This window comes from Pseudoroseicyclus aestuarii, assembly GCF_003217255.1.
Classification (GTDB): domain Bacteria; phylum Pseudomonadota; class Alphaproteobacteria; order Rhodobacterales; family Rhodobacteraceae; genus Pseudoroseicyclus; species Pseudoroseicyclus aestuarii.
Map to the genome: position 1 here is coordinate 866887 of NZ_QJTE01000001.1, position 25090 is coordinate 891976.

23 protein-coding genes and 1 tRNA gene are annotated in these 25090 nt (G+C 69.8%); 13 read left to right on the forward strand and 11 right to left on the reverse strand.

All coding sequences use genetic code 11. The features are described 5' to 3' along the window. Positions 1–25: 25 nt before the first annotated feature. Together rpmA and DFP88_RS04060 are read right to left on the reverse strand one after the other, a co-directional pair. On the reverse strand, positions 26–295 hold the full coding sequence (gene rpmA, locus DFP88_RS04055; protein WP_110813135.1) for a 50S ribosomal protein L27: 270 nt from the start codon (positions 293–295) through the stop codon (positions 26–28). Positions 296–307: 12 nt separating this feature from the next. After that, complete coding sequence (locus tag DFP88_RS04060) at positions 308–928, reverse strand: 50S ribosomal protein L21 (RefSeq protein ID WP_110813136.1); 621 nt, start codon at positions 926–928, stop codon at positions 308–310. Between the two features lie 240 nt (positions 929–1168). On the opposite strand from DFP88_RS04060, the gene DFP88_RS04065 reads away from it, so the two are divergent. Next, positions 1169–1549 carry a hypothetical protein gene (locus tag DFP88_RS04065; RefSeq protein ID WP_110813137.1) on the forward strand — a complete coding sequence of 127 codons (381 nt, stop codon included), beginning with the start codon at positions 1169–1171 and terminating at the stop codon, positions 1547–1549. A gap of 4 nt (positions 1550–1553) precedes the next feature. On the opposite strand, the gene DFP88_RS04070 is transcribed toward DFP88_RS04065, so the two are convergent. Next, positions 1554–2435: a DUF2059 domain-containing protein gene (locus DFP88_RS04070; protein ID WP_110813138.1), complete on the reverse strand. Its 882-nt coding sequence runs from the start codon at positions 2433–2435 to the stop codon at positions 1554–1556. A gap of 164 nt (positions 2436–2599) precedes the next feature. On the opposite strand from DFP88_RS04070, the gene DFP88_RS04075 reads away from it, so the two are divergent. Then, a tRNA-Ser gene (locus tag DFP88_RS04075) sits at positions 2600–2689 on the forward strand. 253 nt (positions 2690–2942) lie between these two features. Here DFP88_RS04075 and DFP88_RS04085 read toward each other — a convergent pair. Continuing rightward, on the reverse strand, positions 2943–4025 hold the full coding sequence (locus DFP88_RS04085) for a DUF6456 domain-containing protein (protein WP_110813140.1): 1083 nt from the start codon (positions 4023–4025) through the stop codon (positions 2943–2945). A gap of 240 nt (positions 4026–4265) precedes the next feature. Here DFP88_RS04085 and DFP88_RS04090 point away from each other — a divergent pair, with 240 nt between their 5' ends. From DFP88_RS04090 to DFP88_RS04130, 9 genes are all read left to right on the forward strand, one after another. Then, positions 4266–4574, forward strand: coding sequence for a DUF6477 family protein (locus tag DFP88_RS04090; protein WP_110813141.1), 309 nt, complete (start codon positions 4266–4268; stop codon positions 4572–4574). 76 nt (positions 4575–4650) lie between these two features. Beyond that, on the forward strand, positions 4651–5229 hold the full coding sequence (locus DFP88_RS16980) for a methanogen output domain 1-containing protein (protein ID WP_110813142.1): 579 nt from the start codon (positions 4651–4653) through the stop codon (positions 5227–5229). 4 nt (positions 5230–5233) lie between these two features. Then, on the forward strand, positions 5234–6148 hold the full coding sequence (locus DFP88_RS04100) for a GGDEF domain-containing protein (protein WP_110813143.1): 915 nt from the start codon (positions 5234–5236) through the stop codon (positions 6146–6148). 217 nt (positions 6149–6365) lie between these two features. Then, entirely contained in the window at positions 6366–8087 is a 1722-nt protein-coding gene (locus tag DFP88_RS04105) for an OpgD/OpgG family glucan biosynthesis protein (protein ID WP_245904668.1), read from the forward strand. Next, positions 8066–8257, forward strand: a complete 192-nt coding sequence (locus DFP88_RS04110; RefSeq protein ID WP_146227409.1) for a hypothetical protein — start codon at positions 8066–8068, stop codon at positions 8255–8257. Before DFP88_RS04105 ends, DFP88_RS04110 begins: the two co-directional genes overlap by 22 nt. Continuing rightward, positions 8258–10096, forward strand: coding sequence for a glucans biosynthesis glucosyltransferase MdoH (gene mdoH, locus DFP88_RS04115; RefSeq protein WP_110813146.1), 1839 nt, complete (start codon positions 8258–8260; stop codon positions 10094–10096). Then, positions 10089–11294, forward strand: a complete 1206-nt coding sequence (locus DFP88_RS04120; protein WP_110813147.1) for an OpgC family protein — start codon at positions 10089–10091, stop codon at positions 11292–11294. Before mdoH ends, DFP88_RS04120 begins: the two co-directional genes overlap by 8 nt. Positions 11295–11307: 13 nt before the next feature. After that, a complete protein-coding gene (locus tag DFP88_RS04125) occupies positions 11308–12672 on the forward strand; it encodes a phospholipase D-like domain-containing protein (protein ID WP_110813148.1) in 1365 nt (454 codons plus the stop codon). 10 nt (positions 12673–12682) lie between these two features. Next, a complete protein-coding gene (locus tag DFP88_RS04130) occupies positions 12683–13378 on the forward strand; it encodes an endonuclease/exonuclease/phosphatase family protein (protein ID WP_110813149.1) in 696 nt (231 codons plus the stop codon). A gap of 108 nt (positions 13379–13486) precedes the next feature. On the opposite strand, the gene xylA is transcribed toward DFP88_RS04130, so the two are convergent. From xylA to xylF, 5 genes are all read right to left on the reverse strand, one after another. Further along, on the reverse strand, positions 13487–14788 hold the full coding sequence (gene xylA, locus DFP88_RS04135) for a xylose isomerase (RefSeq protein ID WP_110813150.1): 1302 nt from the start codon (positions 14786–14788) through the stop codon (positions 13487–13489). Between the two features lie 33 nt (positions 14789–14821). After that, complete coding sequence (gene xylB, locus DFP88_RS04140; RefSeq protein ID WP_110813151.1) at positions 14822–16261, reverse strand: xylulokinase; 1440 nt, start codon at positions 16259–16261, stop codon at positions 14822–14824. 97 nt (positions 16262–16358) lie between these two features. Continuing rightward, the gene (locus DFP88_RS04145; RefSeq protein WP_110813152.1) at positions 16359–17129 is read right to left on the reverse strand and encodes an ATP-binding cassette domain-containing protein; all 771 of its coding nucleotides are present in this window, start codon (positions 17127–17129) and stop codon (positions 16359–16361) included. A 2-nt stretch (positions 17130–17131) separates the two neighbouring features. Further along, positions 17132–18451: a sugar ABC transporter permease gene (locus tag DFP88_RS04150; protein WP_110813153.1), complete on the reverse strand. Its 1320-nt coding sequence runs from the start codon at positions 18449–18451 to the stop codon at positions 17132–17134. Positions 18452–18544: 93 nt separating this feature from the next. Next, positions 18545–19579: a D-xylose ABC transporter substrate-binding protein gene (gene xylF / locus DFP88_RS04155; protein ID WP_110813154.1), complete on the reverse strand. Its 1035-nt coding sequence runs from the start codon at positions 19577–19579 to the stop codon at positions 18545–18547. Positions 19580–19800: 221 nt separating this feature from the next. On the opposite strand from xylF, the gene DFP88_RS04160 reads away from it, so the two are divergent. After that, a complete protein-coding gene (locus tag DFP88_RS04160) occupies positions 19801–21111 on the forward strand; it encodes an ROK family protein (protein WP_110813155.1) in 1311 nt (436 codons plus the stop codon). Next, on the forward strand, positions 21108–22586 hold the full coding sequence (locus DFP88_RS04165; RefSeq protein ID WP_110813156.1) for a CRTAC1 family protein: 1479 nt from the start codon (positions 21108–21110) through the stop codon (positions 22584–22586). The genes DFP88_RS04160 and DFP88_RS04165 overlap by 4 nt, the downstream gene beginning before the upstream one ends. 92 nt (positions 22587–22678) lie before the next feature. On the opposite strand, the gene DFP88_RS04170 is transcribed toward DFP88_RS04165, so the two are convergent. Beyond that, positions 22679–24034 (reverse strand): cytochrome-c peroxidase, encoded by a 1356-nt coding sequence (locus DFP88_RS04170; RefSeq protein WP_425450803.1) that lies wholly within the window; start codon positions 24032–24034, stop codon positions 22679–22681. Between the two features lie 68 nt (positions 24035–24102). Further along, entirely contained in the window at positions 24103–25059 is a 957-nt protein-coding gene (gene lipA / locus DFP88_RS04175; RefSeq protein ID WP_110813317.1) for a lipoyl synthase, read from the reverse strand. Positions 25060–25090: the final 31 nt, after the last annotated feature.

A 25090-nucleotide genomic window follows, 5' to 3' on the forward strand; every position in this document is an offset into this window, starting at 1 on the left:
CCGTCAAAGCGTTATGAGGCTCAGCCTATTCCGCGGCTTCGGCCACCGGCAGCACCGAGATGAAGGTGCGACCCTTGAAGCCCTTGCGGAAGGACACGGTGCCCTCGGCGGTGGCGAAGATCGTGTGATCCTTGCCCATGCCGACACCTTCACCCGGCCACATCTTCGTGCCGCGCTGGCGCATGATGATGTTGCCCGGGATCACGACTTCGCCGCCGTACTTCTTGACGCCAAGACGGCGTCCAGCGGAATCGCGACCGTTGCGGGAGGAACCGCCTGCCTTTTTGTGTGCCATGCGTCTTTCTCCTTAAGCCTGCAGGGACTTGGCCTGCTCGACCCAGCCCTCTTTCTCGATCTTGCCCTTGAGCGACAGCTCCTCGTCGACGCGGGCGATATCCGCCTCGGTCCAGGAGGCGATCTGCGCAAAGCTCGTCACGCCGCCTTCGAGCAGCTTCTTCTCGAGCGCCGGGCCAACGCCCGACAGCTGCTTGAGATCGTCGGAGCCCTCGGCCTTCTTCGGCGCGGCGGCCTTCTTGGCAGCGGGCTTCTTCGCGGCGGGCGCACCCTCGGTGGCCACGGCAGAGCCGGAGCCGACGGCAGCCTTGACGCCGGACTTGTCGGCACCCTCGCTCAGCAGGTCGGTGATCCGCAGCAGCGTCAGCTGCTGGCGGTGGCCCTTCGTCCGCTTGGACGAGTGCTTCCGCCGGCGGCGAACGTAGTGGATGACCTTCTCGCCCTTGATCTGCTCGATCACCTCGGCCTGCACCGCAGCGCCGCTGACCAGCGGGGCACCGATGGTGTCGCCGATCATCAGGATCTCGTTGAACTGGACGGTTTCGCCGGCATCGGCTGCCAGCTTCTCGACGCGCAGCACATCGCCAGAGGCGACCTTGTACTGCTTTCCGCCGGTCTTCAGAACCGCAAACATCTGTCTTTCCTTCGTATCTCGCGCCCTGCGGTCCCCCTTGCGGGGCGTTGCGGCCTGGGCCACCATCGGGCTGCGTGCCCGTCTTGCGGGCAGTCCTGGTATTGGGCGCCCCGCCAGCGATGACCCTCAGGGTCGGCGGCGGGAGCCCGCGCATCGACAGCCCCTTCGTCAATGGGGACTTGCCGAGATGCGGGCGTATCTGCGCATCTGGCCCCGAAGTCAAGCCCGAAAGGCCGCACCGTGACCCACGCCCCCCGCAAGATCGCCCTCCCGCGCCTGGCTCTCTGCGCCCTTCTCGGCGCGGTGGCCCTTGCATCGGCCTGCACGCCCCTGCCCGGCCTGCGCGGCACCCTCGCCGGCGCCGCCCCCGAAGAGCGCGCCCGCCGCGGCGAGGTCGAGCTGGCGGTCAAGGGCCGCTTCCCGCAGGTGCTGGAGGCGATCGAAAGCGGCGGCGGCCCGGCGCTGACCGCGGCCTTCGATGCCGCCAACGTGCCGCAGCAGGACCGGCCTGCGCGCATCCTGCAGCTGCAGGGGGACTACGGCCTTTACGCCGAAAGCCCCGGCAGCCTCGTCACCTCGCTGCTGCTCTGGGGGCCCAGCCCGGCGGCGCCGGGGCTCTAGCCCCTCAGATCTCCTGCCCGCCGATCCGCTCGGCCAGCGCCAGCCCCAGCGCGCGGCTGATCTGGGTCGACATCGCGTCATAGGCCTCGAAGCTGGCCTGGTTCAGCGCGCGCCCGGCGTCCGAGCGGTAGAAGACCTCGTATTGCTCGAGCGCCTCGTCCTCGATCGGGGCATAGGCGTAGTCGAGAAAGGCATAGGCCCAGGTGGTCGTGGCCTGCCGCAGCACCGGCTCCTGCGCCCAGGCTTGTGACAGGATCGCGCCCTCGTCCACGACACCGCCGCTGCTGCCGGCGCCGCCCTGCATCAGCCCGGTGAAGAAGGCGACATTGGCATTGAGGCCGCCCGCGACGTTCTGCTCGATGATGTCGCCGGCCTCGATCAGGCTGTCGATCAGCGCCATCCGCGGCGCCTCGTCGGCCAGCGCCAGCGCGGCCTCTTCCTTGGCGCGGGCCTCGACCTCGGGGTCCAGAAAATCGCGCCGCGCCTCGAGCTCGCACTCCGCAAGGCTTTGCCCCGGCTCACTGGTGAAGAACTCCGCCGCCGCCTGCGCCTGCGCCTCGTCCAGCGCGGCGCGCATGCCGGTCCGCATCGCCTCCTCGAGGCGCTCGATCTCGTAGATCTCTGAGACCTGGGCAGCCCAGCCCGCGTCGGCGCCGCCGGGCAGCATCTCTTCGGCCATGGTCTCGCCGTAGACCAGCCCCTCCTCGCGCATGACCGCCAGCATCTGGGGCATCAGGAGCGCCTCGTAGAGCCGGTCGAAGCTTTCGTCTGTGGCCGGCGCCTCCTGCTGCTGCGCGCTGGCCTGCAGCGCCCCCAAGGGCGCAAGGGCCGCAGCCGAAAGCGAGACAAGCGCCGCGGCGCCGGCGGTGCGAAGAAGGTGGCGCATCTGGCAGGATCCTTGCTGCTGCATCGCCCCTTCGATACGCGGCGCGCCCGCCCACGCCAAGCGTCCAGCCGTCCCGGTGACGCCATTGTCAGTGCCCGTGCGGCAGCTGCGAGAAACCTCCTTGCGCCCCGCCGCCGTCCCCGCTAAATCGCCCCCCAGACCGCGGAGAGGTGCCGGAGTGGTCGAACGGGGCGGTCTCGAAAACCGTTGAGCCTTTACGGGTTCCCAGGGTTCGAATCCCTGTCTCTCCGCCATCAGCCCCGGGCCGCTCCGCCCCGGGCGGGTCGGCAGGCCGGATATGATGCGGGACCTCAAGATCACTCTCACGATGGCGGCCCTCTGCCTTCTGGCAGCCGTCGCCTGGTTCGGATGGCGGACGAACCGTCCCCCCGCCTGGTCTGACACCACCATCAGCTCTTGCGGTGGCATCCTGCGTGGCAAGTACGGCCTGATGGTTGCGGTCCGCGATTGCCCGGGCGATCCGGACGTGGATGACGCGGCGAGGCCCTAGCCGATCATCTGCCCATGCGGGCTCTCGTCGTAGTGCCGCCTGAGGCGTTGTAGCGCGATGCGCAGCACGATCTTGCCGGATCGCGCCGACCAGCCCATGCGTTTTTCAAGGCTCTCCATCCCTTCAAGATAGCAGCAGCAGCGCAGCGCCACGTCGCCCAGGCCCGGCCCGAGATCGCTGAGCGCCGCGGCGACACGGTCACGCGCGCCCAGGCCCGAGGGCGTCTTGCCGCCGCGGCCCGTGGCCGGGCTGCCGCTGAGAAAGCGGTCCCAGTCCTGCGTCACCCGTGGCCCGATCTGCGCCAGCTCGAAATCCTCGCGCAGGCGCTCTCCGGCAGCGACCAGATCGCGGGACAGGAAGGGCTTGCCGTCCTTGTCGCGCCGCCGCGCGAGGCCGGCCAGGGGGCTTTCGCCCAGGGCGCTGCGCATGTGGCGCAGCCGGCCATCGGCCTCCGCCGCCTCATCCTCGCGCGCCTCTGCGCCGAAGGGCCGCTGCGCCTCGGCAAAGCCGTCGGCGCCGGCTGGCGCCTCTGCCAGCGCGCGCAGCGCCGCCCTGCCCGGCCCGGTGATCCGGTAGCGCAGGATCCGCGCGGCGGGATCCTCGGCCGCGATCCAGTCCTTGAGCGCCATGGCCTCTGCGATGCTGCGGGACACGGTGGCAAGGCGCTGCGGCGCGGCGCCCTCCTCGTCGCGCAGGACGAGGCCGGTCTCCATCTCGCGCGCCACCGCCAGCACGGCGCGCGGCTCGGCCAGGCGGCGCAGGACGCGCAGCCCCTCGCGCGCGAGGTCGCCTTCCGCCGGGCAGCTACGGTCGATCTTCATCGCTCTCTCCTTTGACGGTGGGCGGGCGCGGGGCAGGCACAGCGACAGCTGGCGCAGCGCGCCATCGACGAGCGGATCGTCGCGCCGGCCCTCGAGCCGGCGCACCTGCCGCAGGATGGTCGAGGCATGGACATCCGCCCCCCGGGCAAGCGCCCGGATGGAGCGCCCCGCCTCGACATGGGCCAGGTAGTGCCGGGCAGCCTCCGGCACCCAGGCGGGCAGCGGATCCGCCGTCTCTCCCGAATATGGCACAGGCATCTTTCTTCCCCCGGCGCCGCAGCGCCCTCGCCCCGCCGGGGGCGAAGCGGGCATGACAACAAGACTTCTGGGCAACCCTTTCCCGCCGATTAACGGGACCCGGTGCTCCTTCATCTTCCTTGCCAAATCGTAAGCAAGGCTGAAGCGGACGTGCGGCCAAGACCGTTTCGCGCAACGCCGCCCCGAAGCATGCAAGACCTCTCCCCCGCCAATCCGGCCAGTCATGAGGGGGACCCTTCCATGCACGACATCCAGACCCGCATCGCCGACCTGCGGCGGCCGCCGCTTCTCGTTCAGGCCGCCTGCTTCGGCCTCGGCGCCTACGACCGCGAGCGGCACTTGCCGCGCCTGCTGGCGGGGCCTATGGCGCCCGCCCTGGCGGCCCCCCGCCTGCTCGAAGAGGAGGCGGAGGCCGAGCGGATGCGCCGCGCCGGCAGCCAGGCCTACAGCCTGCGGCAGCATGTCGCCCTGCTCACCGCGCTTCTGGGCGAGGCGCGCGAGATCCGCGAGCGAAACGCCGGGGAGGCCGCGGATATCGCCGCCGAATAGCCTGCCGCCCGCCGTTAGGCAGATGTTAAGCATGCTGCCCTAATCACGCGGCATGCCATGGCGATGGGAGGCGGCGATGACCGACACGGAGATCGATCAGGGCGCGGTCCTGGACCGGGCACGGGACGCGGGGCTGGACGCCGGCCCGGCGGCCTTCGACAGGATCACCACGCCAGCCAGCTTGGGCCGCGATGCCTTCTTCGCCAGCGTGATCGGCTCGCTGGCGGCCAGTCTGGAACAGACCGTGGGGCTCGAGGATGCCTCGGCCTTCGTCACCATGGTTGGCAATCGGCTGGGCGAGGATCTGAGCATCGCCTATGGCCACGACATCGCCTCGGCCGGGACGCTGGCGCAGGGTCTCGCGGCGGCGCTGGTCGATCTGAAGGCCCGGATCGGCGGCGGATTCTCGGTCGAGAGCATCGCCGAGAACCGCATCACCTTCGTGAACTCCAGCTGCCCTTTCGCCCGCCAGGTCGAGGGGCGGCCCTCGCTGTGCATGATGACGACCAATGTCTTCGGCCGGATCGCGGCCGATGCCGCAGGCTATGCCCGTGTCGAGATCAACGAGGCGATCGCTCTGGGGCATGGCCGCTGCCGCGTCACCGTCGACCTCGATCCGCTGGCTGCCGGCAATGGTTTCACCTTCACCCGCTGAGGCGATGCCGCTGCCGCCGGGCATCGCCCTGGCGATCGAGAGGCTCAGTCCCTGCCTTCTGGTGGTCGACGCCACGGGGATCGTGCGGGCCGCCAATGCCGCGGCGCGCAGGGCTTTCGACCTCGCCCCCGGAGAGCCGCTGCCAAACCCCGGGAGCTTCGCCGAAAAGTGCCGGCAGGTCTTGCGCCAGGGCGGCCAGGGACTTGTCCGCCTGCCGCTCGGCGAAGGCTGCCTGGCGCGGGCGCATCACCTTCGGCCCCTCGATCCCGCCGCAGCGGAGGATGCGCAGGAGCCGGCAGTGCCGCTCCTGATGCTCGAGATCGACCGCCGCCTGGGCGCCTCCCTCGGCAGCCATGCCGCCGCGAACCGGGACGAGCTGCAGTCCCTTCGCGCCGAAGCGGCGCGCCTGCGCCGCCTCAGCGAGATCGATCCGATGACCGGCCTGCTGAACGGTGTCGTCTTCGCGGCGCGCGCCCAGGCGCTGCTGGAGGATCTGCTGCAGCGGGGTGCGGCGGCCACGATGATCTACCTCGACCTGAACGGCTTCAAGCAGCTCAACGACACGCTCGGTCATGATGCCGGCGACGCCGTGATCCGCGCGACCGGCCAGCGGCTGAGGCTGGGGACGCGGGACGACGATCTCGTCGCGCGGGTCGGCGGCGACGAGTTCTGCCTGCTGCTGCCCGGCGTCGATGCCGAGGCCGCCGGCCCGCTGGCCGACCGCCTTGGCGAGGCGGTGCATGGCCCGCTTGAGTGGCAGCCGCCCGGCGGCGGATCGGTCGCCGTGCTGACCCCCTCGGCCGCCGCCGGGCTGGCCACCGCGCCCGAGGATGGCGACAGCCTCGCCGTCCTGCGCCGCGCGGCAGAGGCCGCGATGTATGCCGAAAAGCGCGCGCGCAAGCTTTGCCGATCCGGCTGATGCCGCGCTGCCGCACGCGCGCCCGCGGGACCCGCGGCCTCAGGCTGCGCAGGATGCTGCCGAAACGGCGGAAACAGGCAGGTTGATGCTCATTTCAGTGGCAGATGCCCCGATGACGCCACTAGCCCATTGCAAGCATGCTGCGGCTGCATCCAAGTAGATCGCGAACCGCGCGGACAGCGCTCTGATTCGACGACACTTTTCTGACCGGATGCCTATGCCCCGCTCCTACAAGCCGCTGCCCGTCGCGGGACGCGGCACCCCCCATGATGCCGCCGTGTCGCGCCGCAGGCTTCTGCAAGTCGCCGTGGCCGCCGGCCTGACCGCCCGCGCGGGCTGGCCCGCCGCCGCCCTCGCGCAGGAGCAGGCCGCCCCCACCGAAGGCCGTCTGGCGCAGGAGGCGCAGCCCTTCTCCTTCGACGCGCTGAGCGAGGAGATGCGTCTGCTCGCGCAAGAGCCTTACCGAGAGCCGGAGACGCCGGGCGATTTCCCGCGTCCCGACAGCTACGACGCCTATCGCCGCATCCGCTTCCGGCAAGAGGCCGCCCGCTGGGCCACGCCCGAGCCCGAGGATGCCGGAGCGCGCGCCGAGACCCCGCACGAGATGATCCCGCCGGGGCGCGAGGATTCGGACCAGTGGCGCCCGATCGACTCCTTCCAGTTGCACGCCTTCCCGCTCGGCTGGCTCTTCGAGGAGCCGGTGCGGCTTTACGAGGTCGAGGGCGATCAGGCGCGCGAGATGCTCTTCAGCACCGCCGATTTCGACTACGACGACATGGAGGCCGAGGTCGCCGATGATGCCGTCCTGCCCGGCATCGCCGGCTTCCGCATCAACGCGCCGCTGAACCGCCCCGACAAGATGGACGAGCTGATCGCATTCCTCGGCGCCAGCTACTTCCGCGCGTTGGGTCGCGGCAGCGTCTATGGCGCCAGCGCCCGCGGCGTTGCCATCGACACCGCCACCTCGCGCGCCGAGGAGTTTCCCCGCTTCACCCGCTTCTGGCTGCAGCGCCCCACGGGCGACGGCCCGCTGGTGATCCATGCCGCGCTCGACGGGCCGAGCCTTGCGGGGGCCTTCCGCTTTACCGTCGATCCCGGCGAGGAGACGGTGATGGACGTCACCGCCCGCCTCTACCCGCGCGAGGATATCGGCCAGCTCGGCATCGCGCCGCTGACCTCGATGTTCCTGTTCTCCGAGAAGAACCGCGCCGAATTCGACGATTACCGCGACGCGGTCCATGACAGCGACGGGCTGCGCATCGTGCGGGCCAGCGGCGATGTGGTCTGGCGCCCGCTGAACAACCCGCCGCGCCTGGCCGGCAGCTACCTGTCCGAAACCTCGCCTGTCAGCTTCGGTCTGTGCCAGCGCGACCGCGATTTCGACAACTACCAGGACCTTGGCGCGCGCTACGAAAAGCGGCCCTCGCTGATCGTGGAGCCCGAGGGGGACTGGGGTCAGGGCATCGTCCGGCTGGTCGAGATCCCGACCGATCTCGAGGCGAACGACAACATCGTCGCCTTCTGGATCCCCGAGCAAGAGGCGCGGGCCGGCGACAGCCTCGAATTCCGCTATCGCCTGCACTGGGGCAATTTGTCGCAGGACGAGCCCACGGAGCTTGCTCGCGTCGGCGAGACGCGCGCCGGTGCCGGCGGCGTCTCGGGGGTCGAGGCGCAGGAAAATTCTCGTAAGTTTGTCATAGACTTCGAGGGCGGTCTTCTGGGCGGCATGCCTGCCGATGCCGCCGTTGAGCTGGTGCATTCTAGCCATGGCGGCGAGGTCACTGTGGCCACGCTGGACCGTCTCGAGGGGCGTGATATCTGGCGCGCGGTGCTCGACGTGACGGCAGAAGATGGCGGTCTGGTCGAACTCTCGGCCCACATCGCGGGTTACGGGCGGAAGCTTACTGAAATCTGGGTATGCCAGTGGATCAACGCCTGACCTCCGACCTGACCGCAACGCCGGCGCCGCGCAGGGGCATCCTGCCCGACGCGCCGCTCGCCATGCCGCAGCAGCGGCTTGGGCATGGCCCCGCGCTCGGGGCCGGAAAGCCGCGCCTGCGGCTGGCCCTGCGGCGCCTGCTCTGGCCCCAGGCCCGGCAGGGAAGCTAAATGGATCAAGGCCAGGCTTACCGCCGCCCGGACCGAGCCCGCGAGGATCACAGCGCCTATCTCTGCCGCACCGTGGCGATCGCGGGCGCGACGGTTCTGGCCGGCTTTGCGGCCGTGATGTCCCTCGAAGGCGGGCAGCCTTGGTGGATCGCGCTTTTGCGCGCCCTCCTGCTTTTCGCGACCACCTTCTGGCTGGCATGGGGCGCCGCGCAGGCGCTGCTGGGTCTTTTCGCGCCGCGCCGCCCGGCCCCGCCGCGGGCCGCGGATGTCAGCGGCGCGACCTGCGCGATCCTCGTTCCGATCTACAACGAGGATCCCCCAGAGACCTTCAGCCGCATCGCCGCGATGTACCAGGCGCTGCAGGCGCACCCCGAGGGGCGCTGCTTCAGCTTCGCGATCCTGTCGGACACCCGCGACGCGGCGCGCGGGGACGAGGAAGAGCGCTGGTTCCACTACCTCCTCGACCAGACGGGCGGCGCGGGGCGCATCTTCTACCGTCGCCGCACCAGCAATGCCGGTCGGAAGGCCGGGAACATCCAGGATTTCATCGAGACGTCCGGCGCGGCCTTCGATCACGTCATGATCCTTGATGCCGACAGCATCATGGCCCCGGGCACGATGATCGAGATGCTGCGCCGGATCGAGGGCGACCCGCAGCTCGGCCTGCTGCAGAGCCTGCCCTTCACCGTCTTCGCGCACAGCCGTTTCGCCCGCGCCATGCAGTTCACCACCTGGATGCACTCGCCTGCCTTCGCGCGGGGGCTGGCCGTCATGCAGGGGCGCACCGGGCCCTTCTGGGGCCATAACGCCATCGTCCGCACCCGCGCCTTTGCCGAGTGCTGCGGCCTGCCGGAGCTTCCGGGCCGCGCGCCCTTCGGTGGCCATATCCTGAGCCACGACTACGTCGAGGCGGCCTTGCTGGCGCGCGGCGGCTGGACCGTGCGCCTTGACGAGGATCTCACCGGCTCCTTCGAAGAAGGCCCCGAGAATGTGCTCGATCATGCCAAGCGCGACCGCCGCTGGTGCCAGGGCAACCTTCAGCACGTGAAGCTTCTGGGCGCGCAGGGCCTGCGCCCCTGGAGCCGCTATGTCTTCGTGCAGGGCATCCTGTCCTACATCGCGCCGCTGTTCTGGATCGGCTTCCTGCTGGCGAGCATCGCAGCCACGGCGACAGTGCGCGCGCCCGATTACTTCCCGGACGAGAACTGGCCCTTCCCCGAGTTTCCCGCCACGCCGGCCTCGCGCACCGCCGAGATCGCGATCGGCGTCATCGGCCTTCTGGTGTTGCCCAAGCTGCTGGTCGTGCTCGATGCCTGCCTGCGCGGCCGCGCGCGCGGCTTCGGCGGCAGCCTCAGCGCTGTCGCCTCCACCCTGTCGGAGCTTCTGCTCTCGGCCCTGTTGGCCCCCGTACTGCTGATGTTCCAGACCCGCTCCGTGCTGCAGGTTCTCTTCGGCGCCGACGGCGGCTGGCCCGCCAGCAGCCGCGGCGACGGAACGCTGGACCTGCGGACCGCTTGGCAGGCGAGCAACTGGATCACCCTCTGGGGGGTGGCCGTGCTCTGCGCCGCGGCTTTCCTCGCGCCGGGCCTCGTGCCCTGGATGCTGCCGGTGGCCCTGCCGATGATCGCGGCGCCCATGCTGATCGCCTGGAGCTCGCGCCGCTCGGCGAGCGCGCTGTTCCTCGTCCCGCCCGAGCGGGACCCGGATGGCGTCATCCTCGCGCGTGCGGGCATCCTTGCCGACTGGCTGGGCGAGGCGCCGCTGCACCGCGGCCCCGACCTGCCGGCCGACCGCGCGCCCGGCATGATCCCCCCTGCGCCGCATCGCCACCATGCCTGATATCGCCGTCAAACCGCCCGCCTCCGCGCGCGATCCACGTCTCGACGTGTTCCGCGGCTTGGCGCTGATCACGATCTTCATCGACCATGTGCCCGGCAACCTCTACGAGCACTTCACCCTGCGAAACATCGGTTTTTCCGATGCCGCCGAGGCCTTCGTGCTGATGTCAGGCATCTCGTCCGGGATCGCCTATTCCACCGCCATGCGGACCGGCGGTGCGCCGCGCTGGCAGGGCTGGGGGCGGGCCTGGACGCGGGGCTGGACGCTGTACCTCGTGCACCTGCTGATCACCCTCTGCGCCCTTGGCATCGGGGCGATCTGCGCCCGCTACCTCGGGGCGCCCGAACTGATCTGGCGGCACGGCATGGGCCTGTTGTTCAGCGACCCGCTGGGCTTCCTGATCGGCGTGCCGACGCTGGGCCACCAGATCGGCTACGCCAATATCCTGCCGCTTTACGCCGTGCTGATGCTCGCGGTGCCGCCGCTGCTGATCGCCGCCATCGCCCGGCCCTGGGCCCTGCTGGCGGGGTCCGCCGTGGTCTGGTTCCTGGCCGCGCAGTTCCGGGTGAACCTGCCACTTTATCCCTACGACGGCGGCTGGTTCCTGAACCCCTTCAGTTGGCAGCTGGTCTTTGTGATCGGGATGCTGACCGGTATCCGGATGCGCGAGGGGCGCGCCCTCGTGCCCTCCAACCCGGTGCTGCGCGGGATCGCCCTTGGCCTGCTGATCCTGATCGCGCTCTGGCGCCTCTGGCCCGAATTCGGGGCGGCCGGCAATCACACGCTCTGGCTCGTCAGCCAGGCGGGGGTGCCGGGCGTCTTCACGGCCTTCAACAAGACCTACCTCTACCTGCCGCGCCTGCTGAACGTCCTGCTCCTGCTCTACCTCGTCAGCAGCATCCCGGCGATCCGCAGCGCCTGCCACAGCCGGGTTCTGGCGCCCATCGGCATGCTCGGGCGTCATTCGCTGCCGGTTTTCGCGCTCGGCTCCGTCCTCGCCTACCTCGTTCAGGGTCTCAAGGAGCATACCGGCGAGGATGTCGCTTGGGACAGCCTGCTGCTGGGCACTGGTCTCGCTCTGCAGTTCGGGCTGGCCTGGATCCGCGACAGCTGGCCCAAGGCGAAGAAGCCCGCCGCGGCGCAGACGCCAGCACAGGCCCCGTCGCAGCCCCTGCACCTCGCCCCCGCGGCGGAATGAGCGGCGCGCACGCATGATCTGGCTCGACACTCACCTCGTCACGGTCGTCATCTCGGCCGCGGCGCTCCTCGCTACGCTCTTCGTGCTGCAGCAGCGCCGCACGCCGCAATCGGCTGCGGCCTGGCTCCTGTTCATCGTGGTGGTGCCCTGGCTGGCGCTGCCGCTGTTCCTGATGCTCGGCTTCCGCAAGCAGGGCTCGCGCTACCCTGCGATCCCCTTCACGGGTACCGCCGCCAGCCGCGCCGATCCCGCCGGCGGCCCGGCCGAGGCGCTGCGCGCCTTCGGCATCCCCGCCGCCTGCACGGGGAGCGCGCTGCACCTGCACCGCGACGGGCAAGAGGCCTGGGAGGCGCTGCTCGCCCTTGTCGACAGCGCTACCAGCCGCATCGACGTGACGCTCTACCTGATCGAGAACGACGCGGTCGGGCGCGATTTGCTCGCCCGTCTCGAGGCCCGCGCCGCCGAGGGCATCGCCGTGCGGCTTCTGGTCGACGAGCTGGGCGGCTTCCTGCGCCCGCGCGGTGCGCTGCGCGCGCTTTCCCGCGCGGGGGGCGAGGTGCGTACCTTCTCGCCGCTGCTGCGCCTGCCGTCGAAAGGCCACTTCAACCTGCGCAACCACCGCAAGACTGTGATCGCCGACAACACCCGCGTCTGGGCCGGTGGCCGCAACGCCGGCGCCAGCTACCTCGGCCCCGAGGCCGATCCCACGCGCTGGGACGACATCTCCTACACCCTCGAGGGGGGCGCGGCGGTGCGCACCATCGACGAGGTCTTCCGCTCGGACTGGGCCACCGCAGGCGGCAACCCGCCCGAGCCCGCCCCCGAGGTGCCGCCAGCGCCCGGCGCCACGGCCTGCGTGCAGCCCGTGCCCTCGGGGCCGGACGTGCGGGGCGATCCCTTCCACGACGTGCTGGTGCAGATGATCCATGCCGCGACCTCCCGCGTCTGGATCCACACGCCCTACTTCCTGCCGACGGAAGGGCTGGGCGCGGCCCTCGCCACGGCGGCCCGGCGCGGCGTCGACGTGCGCATCACGGTTCCCGACCGCTCGAACCACCGTGTCACCGATTTCGCCCGCGGCGGCTACCTGCGCGCGCTCGAGGATGCAGGCGCCACGATCCTGCGCCGCCCAACCATGAGCCACGCGAAGATGGCGGTGATCGACGCGGCCGCCTGGACCGGATCGCCGAACGTCGATATCCGCTCGATGCTGCTGAACTTCGAACTGGCGCTCTTCGTCTACGACGCGCCCAGCGTCGCCTGGCTTGCGAACTGGTACGAGGCTTCGGGCACGGGCGCGCAGCGCGGCCTTCCGCCCGCCTCCTTCTGGCGGCGCCTGGCCGAAGGGGTCTTTCGCCTCGGCGCGCCTCTGCTGTAGGGGCTGGCCCATGACTCTCCGCCTCGCCAGCTACAACATCCGCAAGGCCCTCGGCACCGACCGGCGCCGCGACCCGCGCCGGACCTGCACCGTCATCGCTGCACTGGATGCGGATGCCGTGGTGCTGCAGGAGGCCGACCTGCGCCTCGGCCCGCGCCCCACCGCCCTGCCCGCCGCCGAGATCGCCGGCCTGACCGGCCTCGTCCCGGCAGAGCTGGGACAATCCGCGCGAAGCCTCGGCTGGCACGGCAATGCCATCCTGCTGCGCCCCGGGATCCCGGTGACGGCTCTGCACCGTCATCACCTGCCGGGGCTGGAGCCGCGTGGCTGCGTTGCCGCCGATCTTCAGACCGCGATCGGCCCGCTGCGCGTCGTCGGCGCCCATCTCGGCCTGTTGCGCGCCTCGCGCCGCCTGCAACTCGTCGCGATACTCGAGATGCTGTCGCGGCTGCCGCCGATGCCGACCGTCATCGCGGGCGATTTCAACGAATGGTCGCGCCGCACCGGACTGGGGCGTCTCACGCATGGCGCCTTCACCGTCCATGCCCCCGGACGCAGCTTCCATAGCCGCCGCCCGGTCGCGGCGCTGGACAGGATCGCCACCTCCGAAGGCCTCCGGCTCACGCAAAGCGGCGTCTGGGCCGCGCCCCCGGCGCCCCATGCCTCGGACCACCTGCCGATCTGGGCCGAACTCGCAGGCGCCTGACGGCAAGGGGGCGCGCCCTCACGGCCGCGCCCCCTTCATGTTTCTGAAAATACTCCGCGGGGGTCCGGGGGCGCGAAGCCCCCGGCGCTTTCCGCCCGCGATGCCGCCTCAGACGAAGCGGTTGATCAGGTTCTCCAGCCGCTCCTGGCGGCCCGAGCGGGGCTGCGGGTCGATGCCGCCCTTGGCGACCTGGTCGTAGATCGACGATAGGTCGGACTGCAGCAGGTCCTTGCCGAAGCTCTCGTTCCAGCCCGCGTAACGCGCCTCGCGCGCCGCTTCGAAGCCGCCGTCCTCAAGGATCGCGGCCGCGGCCTTCAGGCCGCGTGCACAGACATCCATGCCGCCGACATGGCCGAGGATCAGGTCCTCGGGATCGAGCGACTGGCGCCGCAGCTTGCTGTCGAAGTTGGTGCCGCCGGTCTTGAAGCCGCCCGCCTTCAGCACCTCGAGATAGGCCATGGCCGTCTCGGGGACGTTGTTCGGGAACTGGTCGGTATCCCAGCCGGACTGGTAGTCGTTCCGGTTCATGTCGATCGAGCCGAAGATGCCAAGCGCCGAGGCCAGCGCCAGCTCGTGCTCGAAGCTGTGGCCGGCGAGGATCGCGTGGCCCTGCTCGATGTTCACCTTTACATCGTTCTCGAGGCCGAACTCCTTGAGGAAGCCGTAGACCGTCGCGACGTCGTAGTCGTACTGGTGCTTCGTCGGCTCCTGCGGCTTGGGCTCGATCAGGATCTGGCCGTCGTAGCCGATCTTCTTGGCATAATCGACGACCATGCTCAGCATGCGGCCGGCCTGCTGACGCTCGCGCTTGAGGTCGGTGTTCAGCAGCGTCTCGTAGCCCTCGCGCCCGCCCCAGAGGACGTAGTTCGCGCCGCCCAGCTTGTGGGTGGCATCCATGCAGGTCTTGATCGTCGCGGCCGAGAAGGCAAAGACCTCCGGGTCGGGGTTCGTGGCCGCGCCGGACATGAAGCGGCGGTGCGAGAAGAGGTTCGCCGTGCCCCAAAGGAGCTTGGTCTTCGCGCTCTCCATGTGGGTGCCGATGTGATCGACGATCTCTTCGAGGTTGCGCGTCGTCTCGGCGAAAGTCGCGCCCTCGGGGCGCACGTCGACGTCATGGAAGCAGAAGAACGGCACGTCGAGGATGCGGAACATGTCGAAGGCGACGTCGGCCTTCAGCTTGGCCGAGGCCATGCTGTCGTCGAACCAGGGCCGGTCGAAGGTGCGCCCGCCGAAGGGATCGCCGCCCTCCCAGGCAAAGCTGTGCCACCAGGCGGCGGCGAAGCGCAGATGCTCTTCCATCCGCTTGCCCATCACCATCTCGTCGGGGTTGTAGTGCCGGAAGGCGAACTCGTTGTCGCTGTCCGGGCCCTCGTAACGGATCTCGGGGATCCCCTTGAAGAAATCGGTCAAAGTCTCACTCCCTAAAGGTCTCGGTCCGGCCGGTCAGGCCAGGGGTTTCAGCGCCTGATAGGCAGCGCGGTAACGGGCATGCGCCTCGGAGAAGGCGCCTGTCAGGCTGCGATCGGGCTCGATCGTGCGGGCGATATGCGGGGTGCTGGCGATCTCGGGCCCGGCATCAGTCCCGGCCATGATCGCCAGACGCGCCGCGCCGAAGGCGCCGCCGTAATCGCCGGAGACCGGCAGATCGACGGCGCAGTCCAGAGCCGTGGCAATCGCCTTGACCCAGTAGTCCGAGCGCGTGCCACCGCCGACGGCCAGCAGCCGGTCGATCTTGGTCCCGGTCCCTTCCAGCGCGTCGAAGCTGTCGCGGATCGCGAAGGTCACGCCCTCGAGAACGCTGCGCACCATCGCAGGCCGGTCGGTCGCGTGATCGAGGTAGAGGAAGGCGCCGCGCACGGCGGAATCGTTGTGCGGCGTGCGCTCCCCGCCGAGGTAGGGCAGGAACAGCGGCCGTCCCGGCGTCTCGAGCGGGCCGAGGTCCTGCGTCAGCGCGGCAGCGGGGCTGCCCAGCACGCGGGCGAACCAGTTCATCGCATCGGCGGCGGCCAGGATCACGCCCATCTGGTGCCATGTGCCCGGCAGGGCGTGGCAGAAGGTATGCACGGCGCTCGCGGCATCGGGCTGGTAGGCATCCGAGGCGGCGAAGAGCACGCCCGAGGTGCCGAGGCTGACGAAGGCCTGCCCCGGCTTGACCACGCCGACGCCGACGGCGCTGGCGGCATTATCGCCGCCGCCGCCCGCGATCACGACATTGGCGCCGAGGCCCCAACGCGAGGCGAGCTCTGCCCGCAGCTTGCCCGAGGGCTCGGAGCCTTCGACGAGGCGCGGCATCTGCTCGCGGCTCAGATCCGTGGCGGCCAGCAGATCGTCCGACCAGTCGCGCTTCGCGACGTCGAGCCAGGCGGTGCCGGCGGCATCCGACATCTCGGCCACGGCCTCGCCGGTCAGCCAGAGGCGCAGGTAATCCTTCGGCAGCAGCACCTTGGCGACCTGCCCGAAGATCTTCGGCTCGTTCTTCTTGACCCAGGAAAGCTTGGGCGCGGTGAAGCCGGGAAAGACGATATTGCCGGTGATCTCGCGAAAGCGCGGATCGGCGTCGAGTGCGGCAGCCTCTTCATGGCTGCGGGTGTCGTTCCACAGGATGCAGGGGCGCAGCACCTCGCCGGCGCTGTCCAGCAGCGTCGCGCCGTGCATGTGGCCCGAGAGGCCGATGGCCTTCACGCGCGACAGATCGACTGCGGCGCGCAGCGCGTCCATCACCTCTTCGGCGGCGGTCAGCCAGTCTGCCGGCTTCTGCTCGGACCAGCCGTCCTGCGGACGCTGCACCTCGAGCGGGGCGACGGCCTCCGCCAGGATCGCCTGGGCGTCGTCGATCACGACCCCCTTCAGCCCGGAGGTCCCGAGATCGAGTCCGATGAACATGGTGGTGTCTCCTCACAGCCCCTTACGGGGCCTGTCGTGCGGTCTGCGGGCGGGGGCGTCAAGCCGCCTCCGCCCGCCGCAGGCGCGAGGCCAGCCCTCAGGCCGCTTCGCGCTTGGGGTTCTTGCCCATGATGATCATCGACAGGATGTCATCCTCGGTCACGTCCTCGACCCGCTCGTTGCCGATGAGCTGGCCGTTCTTCATCACGCTGACGCGGTCGCAGAGCGCCATCATCTCGCGCGTGTCGTGGCTGATCAGGAAGATGCCGAGGCCCTGTGCCTTCAGCTCCTTGATCAGGTCGGCGACCATCTCGCTTTCATGCACGCCGAGCGCGGCGGTCGGCTCGTCCATGATCAGGATCTGGGCGTTGAAGTAGACCGCCCGCGCGATGGCGACCGACTGCCTCTGCCCGCCCGACAGCGCCGAGACCGGCACCGAGAGCTTTTTGAAGTTGGGGTTGAGGCGAGCCATGATCTTCTTGGTCTCGGCCTCCATCTTCGCATCGTCGACGAAGCCCAGCGGCGTCGTCAGCTCGCGCCCCAGGAACAGGTTCTGGCTGGAGTTCAGGTTATCGGCCAGCGCGAGCGTCTGGTAGATCGTCTCGATGTTGTAGCGCCGGGCGTCGCGGGGCGAATGGATCGTCGCCACCTCGCCGTTGATCCGGATCTCGCCCGAATCCTGCCGGTAGGCGCCCGAGAGGATCTTGATCAGCGTCGATTTGCCGGCGCCGTTGTGGCCGAGCAGGCCGACCACCTCGCCGGGGTGGAGGTCGATGGAAACCCCATCGACCGCCTGCACCCCGCCGAAGGCGATACGGATGTCGCGCATCTCGACCAGCGGCGTTCCGCTGCGGTTCACTTCGGCCATGATCACTGCCCTCCCAGACGGCGGCGGTAGACGATGTCGATCCAGACGGCGAGGACGAGGACGCCGCCGACGACGATGTTCTGCAGCGGCGCATCGACGCCGACCATCGCCATGCCCGATTGCAGCGACTGCATGATCAGCGCGCCGAGGATGGCGCCGTAGATCGTGCCGAGACCGCCGGCGAGCGCGGTGCCGCCGATGACGGCGGCGGCGATCACCCGCAGCTCGTCGAGCGTGCCGATGTCGTTCGAGTGGTAGGTCGCACGGGCCGAGGCGACGACGGCGGCCAGCGCCACCAGCGCGCCCATGATCGCGAAGACCTTGACGGTCAGCAGGCGGGTGTTGATGCCCGACAGCTCTGCCGCGTCGGGATTGCCCCCGGTCGCGAAGATGTAGCGGCCCAGCCGCGTCTTGCGGGCGACGGCGGTCATCACGATCGCCACGCCGATCAGCAGCAGCACCGAGACAGGCAGGCCGTAGCCGGTGGAGAAGCCTTCGGGCATGGTCTCGCCGCGGGCGGCGAAGCTACGCTCGAGCACGCGCGAGGGAATGGTGTAGGAGTTCAGCACCCAGATCAGGCCCATGATCGCGGCGACGCAGACGGCGCCCACGACGACCTCGGCCCAGAGCGGCTTGACCGGGAAGTCGTGGCGCGTCTTGTTGCGCCGTCCCGAGATCAGCATCAGCACCGCCAAGACGCTGCAGACCGCGCCGACGATCCAGCTCCAGGTCACACCCAGCGTGCCGTTGATGCCGCCGAAGAGCTGGAAGGTGTCGTTGAGCGGGCCGATGGTCTGGCCGTTGGTGATGTACCAGCCGACGTTGCGCCAGACGAGCAGGCCGCCGAGCGTGACGATGAAGGCCGGGATGCCCTGGTAGCCCACGAGCCAGCCCTGCGCGGCACCGATGCCGGCGCCGACGGCGATGCCGCCGAGGATCGCGATCCAGGCCAGCATCGGCGTGTTCAGCCCCATGCCGGCAAAGCCCACGAGCCAGTCGGTCTGCAGCATGGCCATCACGGCCGAGCAGGTCGCCAGCAGCGCGCCGACCGACAGGTCGATATGGCGGGTGACGATCACGAAGACCATGCCGGTGGCCATGATCGCCACGCTGACCGTCTGGATCGTCAGGTTGAAGATGTTGCGCGGCGTCAGGAAACGCCCGTCGGTCAGCACGTTGAAGACGATGCAGACGACGATGAAGGCGCCCAGCATGCCCAGCAGGCGCAGGTCGATCTCGAGCTGGTTGATGAAGCTGCGCGATGGCGCCTGGGAGTTCGGCTTGCCGCCGCCCGTTCCATCGTCGGTCGAAGTGTCGGTCATGGGGAGGATCTCGGGGTTGGGGCAGCCCCGCACCGAGCAATCGGGCGGGGCTGCGATAGGGTCAGGCGGGGCCCTGCGGCCCCCGCCCGTGTATCAGTTGCAGGGCGAGGGGCCGTCCGTGACGCCCTGGCACAGCTCTTCCTGGGTGATCCAGCCGGCATCGACGATGGTGTCGAGGTTGTCCTGCGTGATCGCCACCGGCTCAAGGAACTCGGCCCAGAGCGTGGTGCCGGAGGGCGAGGTCCATTCCTCGGCGCCTTCCAGATCGCTCATCGCGGTGCCGTCGGACAGCTCGAGCGCGATCTCGCCGGCGCGGGCGCCCAGGTCGCGGCTGTCCTTCCAGACGCTGACGGTCTGGGTGCCGAGCGCGATGCGGTTCAGCGCGGCGAAGTCGGCGTCCTGGCCCGAGACCGGGATCCCGTCGAGGCCCTGCGCGGTCAGCGCGGCCACGGCGCCACCGGCGGTGCCGTCGTTCGAGGCGACGACGGCATCGACCGCGTTGCCTTCGGCCGTCAGGATCTGCTCCATGTTGCGCTGCGCGTTGGCGGGCAGCCACTGGTCGGTATAGGCCTCGCCGACGATGGTGATGTCACCGGCGTCGATCGCGTCCTGCAGCACTTCCTGCTGGCCGCCGCGCAGGAAGTCGGCGTTCGGATCGGTGGGCGAGCCCTTGATCATCACGTAGTTGCCGGTCGGCTGCACATCGAGGATGTTCTGCGCCTGGATCCGGCCGACTTCGATGTTGTCGAAGGTCAGGTAGAAGGCGTCGGGGCTTTCGATCAGGCGGTCGTAGGCGATGACCGGGATGCCCTCGTTCGTCGCGGACTGGACGGCGGGCAGGATGGCCTGCGTGTCCTGCGCGAGGATGATCAGCACGTCGGCGCCCTGGGCGATCAGGCTTTCGACGTCCGACAGCTGCTTGGAGGACGAGGACTGCGCGTCGGTCGAGATGTACTCGGCCCCGGCTTCGTCCAGCGCGCCGCGGATCGCCCGCTCGTCGGTGGCCCAGCGCTCTTCCTGGAAGTTGGACCAGCTGACGCCGACGGTGACGTCGCTGTCCTGGGCAATGGCTGCGGTCGATGTCAGGCCGGCCGTCAGTGCGACGGCGGCCACGAGTGTATGGCGCATGGGGACCTCCCTGTATTTAGCGCTCCGCCCGGCTTGCCGCGACTCTCGTCCCGGCTCCGGTTCTCCCAGTGCCAAGACACTCGAATATTTGTTCGCTTGTCAAATTATATTTTGCCTGAAAACCGACAAAAAGCGCGAAAGCCCCTGTCACAGCGGCGCATGTTTCGCCAGACTGTGTCCATCGCCGGGTAGGAGCGGCGATATACTTCGGGGGGTGAATTATGAAAAAGCCGCGACTCGACGCGTCGCAGAGGGCCGCGAAGGGCCCTGCCCCGTCCGCGGGCCTCGAGGCGCTGGCCGAGGGGCCGCCGGGCTGCGGCCCGCTTCTGTGCGGCGGCGGGCGCGACGGGCGCCCCCTGCGCCAGCAAATCTTCGACTATGTCCGCGGCACCGGGCGCGCCGCCCGCGCCGATGTCACCCGCGCCCTGTCGATCAGCGCCGGCTCGGTGACCACCCTCACCTCGGAGCTGATCGCCCTAGGCCTCCTGCGCGAGGTGCAGGGCGCGGGCCGCAGCGAGGGGCGCGGCCGTCCCCCCGTCGCGCTCGAGGTGGTGCCCGAGGGGCGCCTCGTGGTGGGCATCAAGCTGTCCGATGAACGCCATTCCGCCGTCCTCGTCGACTTCGCCGGCACGGTCCTCGCCGAGGCGAGCCTGCCGACCGCGCCCATTCGCAAGACGCTGGCGCAGACCTGCGACGAGGCCGAGGGGCTGGTCGAGGAGCTGATGCAGGGCCGCGACCGCTCGGCCCTCGGCGCCGTCGGCCTCGGCGTCGCGGGGCCTGCCGACCACGAGACCGGCATCGTGCCATGGTCCCCGCTTCTCGACGGGCGCGACGTGCCGCTGAAGGCGGCGATGGAGGAGCGGCTGGGCGTGACGGTGCTGGTCGAGAACGATTCCAACGTGCTGGCCCTTGCGGAGCTGTGGTTCGGCGCCGGCCGCGCGCTGTCGGATTTCGTCGTCGTGACCATCGAGAACGGCGTCGGCATGGGCCTCGTCCTCGGCAACCGGCTCTGGCGCGGGACCCGCGGCATGGGGCTGGAGCTGGGGCACATGAAGGTGCACCTCGACGGCGCGCTTTGCCGCTGCGGCAAGCGCGGCTGCCTTGAGGCCTATGTCGCGGACTATGCCCTCGCGCGCGAGGCCGGCATCGCCCTCGGGCGGTCCAGCCGCAACCTGCAAAGCCCCCTCGCCATGCTCGAGGCGCTCTATGCCGAGGCGAAGGGCGGTAACGAGACCGCGCGCACCATCTTCGAACGCGCGGGCCGCTACCTCGCGCTGGGGCTGTCGAACGTCGTGCAGCTTTACGACCCGGCGCTGATCATCCTCTCGGGAGAACGCATGAGATACGACTACCTCTACGCCGAGGAGGTGCTGGCCGAGATGGCCTCGCTGGGGATGCCGAACAGCCGGCCGCCCTGCCCGGTCGAGATCCACGCCTGGGGCGATATGGCCTGGGCGCGGGGCGCCAGCGCGCTCGCCCTTTCGGCGGTCACCGAGGCCGCCCTGGCAGACCGCTTCGAGGCCCGGGCATGAGGGGGCTGGCGCTGGCGCTCTGCGCCCTGCCCGCCGCCGCCATTGCGCAGCCGCGGTTCGAGCCTGTCTCGGTGCCCGAGCACCAGTACACCGGCGGGTGGGAGCATTTCGTCGGCGGCGGCGTGGCCGTCTTCGACTGCGACGGCGATGCCCTTCCGGAGGTTTTCCTCGCCGGCGGCGACAGCCCGGCGCTGCTGCTGCACAACGACGGCGAGATGCGCTTTTCCGCCGCGTCTTTCCCCGAGATGACGGGCGTCACCGGCGCCTACCCCATCGACATCGATGCGGACGGGCATCTCGACCTTTTCGTCCTGCGCGCCGGAGAAAACCGGGTGCTGCGCGGCCAGCCCCGCTGCGGCTTCGAGGAGGCCTTCTCTATTCCCGGCGGCGCGGCCTGGTCCACGGCCTTTACCGCATGGTGGCAGGACGAGGGGCGCCCGCATATGGCCGTCGGCAATTACGTCGACCGCGACGACCCCGAGGGGCCCTTCTTCGCCTGCGACGACAATACCCTGATCGAGCCGGCAGAGGACGGCTGGACCGCCAGCGCTCTATCCCCCGGCTTCTGCCCGCTCTCGCTTTTGGCGGCCCGCGATGCGCGAGGTCGCCAGACCCTGCGCCTATCGAACGACCGGCAATACTACGTGCGCGGCGGCTACGAGCAGATGTGGGACATCGCTGACCGGCGTTTCCTCACCGAGGCGGATGGCTGGGCGCCGATCTCGATCTGGGGCATGGGCATCGCCAGCGCCGACCTGACGGGCGACGGGCGGGACGAGGTCATGCTGACCTCGATGGGCGACCAGCTGCTGCAGATCGCGCAGCCCGACGGCAGCTATGCCGCCGCCCCCTACGAGATCGGCTCCTACGCGCAGCGGCCCTATCGCGGCGACGATGGGCGCCCCTCGACCGGCTGGCACGCGCAGTTCGAGGATATCGACAACGACGGGCTGCTCGATCTCTTCATCGCCAAGGGCAATGTCGACCAGATGCCCTCTAACGCGATCCGCGATCCCAACAACCTGCTGATGCAGCAGCCTGATGGCAGCTTCGTCGAGGCAGCGATGGAGGCCGGGATCGACAGCGACGCCCGTGCCCGCGGCGGCGCACTGGCCGATCTCGATGGCGACGGGCGGGTCGATCTGGTGGTGAACAACCGCCGCGCGCCCTTCGAGGTCTGGCGCAACGTGACAGAGGGCGCCGGCCATTGGCTGGGCCTGGACCTGCGCCAGCCCGGCGGCAACCGCGACGCCATCGGCGCCCGTGTGACGGTGACCGCCAGGGACCGCAGCCAGTCGCGGCAAAGGGTGATCGGCGGCGGCCATGCCGGCGGGCAGCTCCTGCCGCTGCATTTCGGCCTTGGGGCCGAGGAAGAGGTATCGGTGCGCGTGGAGTGGCCGGATGGCACCGTCACGGGGCCGCATCCTGCCGAAGCCGGTGCCGTTCTTCTGCTGGATCGCTCTGCTCTGCCTTGATCTGCCAATGGATTGGCAGCCGTAGCGGCGGCATCGGATCAGCGTCGCGCTGCAACCTGCTGTAAAGGAACGCGCGGAAGCGCTCCGCCTTGCTACGGCGCGGGCACCGGCAAGCCGCTGGGGACAGTCTCGGGGATGCCCAGCCGACCGGCCTCCGCCACCGGGTCGGTCAGTGCATCGAGGAAGGCCAGAAGCGCCTGCATATCCGCCTCGTCCAGCGTCACGGGCGGCGCGGTGACGGAGCTTGCGATGGCCTCGAGTTCTGCGGGATCGTCCAGCTCGGCCCAATCCTCGACCGCAAGCGCGGGCAGCACCACCTGCGCGCGGTCGTAGCGCGCCAGCGCCGCCACGGGATCGGCATGATCGCGCAGGAACGCGCCCAGCGTCGCATGGCCGCCGGCATGGCCATAGGGCGCGGTCAGCGCCACGTTGCGCAGAGAGGGCGTGCGGAAGGCATAAAGATCCTCCGGATCGCCGGTCACACGGAACCGCCCCTCGTCCTTCGCGCCGATCTCGAAGCGGGCGCCCTTGCCCGGCCCCAGCTGCGGCGCGCCCATGGCATGATAGCCGTGGTCGGTGAGGAAGGGCCCGGCGTGGCAGGCCGAACAGCCGGCCTCGCCGTAGAACAGCGCCATGCCCCGCTCGGCCAACGGATCGAGCCGCCCATCGCCCCGCAGCACCGCGTCGAAGGGGCTGTCGTCCGAGCGGAACTCGAAATTGATGAAGGCGGCCAAGGCGTTGGAGATATCGGTGAAAGCGATCTCCTCCGGCGCGCGACCATAGACCGCGGCAAAGCGCTCGGCGTACTCCGGCACCCCCGCGACGCGGCGAGCGATCAGGTCCCAGGCGCCGCCGGGCCCCGTAAGGATGCCCAGCCGTACCGCCTGCGCGACCTCGTTCTCCGAATAATGCCCGGCCATCTCATCGGCGGATAGCACCGGGAACATGGTCTGCGCCGAGAGGATCGAGTCGAAGCCTTGGGTCATCTCCTCCTCCAGCGGCGTGCGCATGCCCGTGGGCCGCGTCGCATCGGCCTCGACCCGGCCGTCGTGGAACATCGAGACGTAGTCATGCGCCGAGGTGTTCCACAGCGCCTGGCTGTTGCGCGGCACCCGCTGCTCGGGAAGGTTCGCGGCATCCGCAACCCGCGCGGGGCCGAGGCCATGCCCGCCGTCGCCAAGCGGCAGCGACAGCCCGTCGGAGGTGCCGAAAGCCGGATGGTGGCAGGTGACGCAGGCGACCTCGCGGTTACCCGAGAGGATCGGATCGTAGAACAGGAGCTGCCCAAGTTGCGCGGCACCCTCGTCGAGGGGCGGCCATGCGCTCTCGTCCAGCGGCTGCGGCAGAGCCTCGCGCAAGGAGTCCGGCATCGCCGGGCGGGCGGTCTGCCCCGCCGCGAGCGCCGTCACCGCCGAGACGGCAAGACCGGCCACCAGTATCCGTTGCATCCTCGCCTCCCTCATCCCCAAGAGAGGTTATCGCCCGCGGGCGCGGCGGCGTCCAGAGTGCCCGGGGATCAGGCCGTGGTGCCGAGCCGGGCCTGCCGCGCCTCGCGCAGGCGCGCGAAATCGTCGCCCGCGTGGTAGGACGACCGCGTGAGCGGCGTCGCCGAGACCATCAGGAAGCCCTTGCCACGCGCCGCGCGCTCGTAATCGGCGAATTCCTCGGGCGTCACGAAGCGGTCGACGGCATGGTGCTTGGGCGTCGGCTGAAGGTACTGGCCCACGGTCAGGAAATCGATGTCCGCGGCGCGCATGTCGTCCATCACCTGGTGGACGGCCTGCTTTTCCTCGCCCAGCCCGACCATGATCCCGGACTTGGTGAACATTGCCGGGTCCATCTCCTTCACCCGCTGCAGAAGCCGCAGGGAGTGAAAGTAGCGCGCGCCGGGGCGGACGCCGGGATAGAGGCCGGGCACCGTCTCGAGGTTGTGGTTGAAGACGTCCGGCTGCGCCTCGACCACGACCTCGAGGCTGCCGGGCTTGGCGCGCAGGAAGTCGGGCGTCAGGATCTCGATCGTGGTGCCGGGGCTGCGGCGGCGGATGGCGCGGATCGTCTGGGCGAAATGCTCGGCGCCGCCATCCTCGACATCGTCGCGGTCGACGGAGGTGATGACGACGTGGTTCAGCCCCAGCTTGGCCACGGCATCCGCGACGCGCCCGGGCTCGAACACGTCGAGCGCGTCTGGGCGGCCGGTGGCGACGTTGCAGAAGGTGCAGCCGCGGGTGCAGATCTCGCCCATGATCATCATGGTGGCGTGGCCCTGGGACCAGCATTCACCGACGTTGGGACAGCCTGCCTCTTCGCAGACCGTGACAAGCCGATGCTCGCGGATGGTCTCGCGGGTCTGGCGGTAGCCTTCGGAGGTCGGCGCCTTGACCCGGATCCAGTCCGGTTTCTTCGGCTGCGGCGCGCTGTCGGGGCGCGCGGCCTTTTCGGGATGGCGGCCGGCGGGGATCTTGAGATCGCGCATGATGCCCTCGGAATATCGTTTCATATCGAAC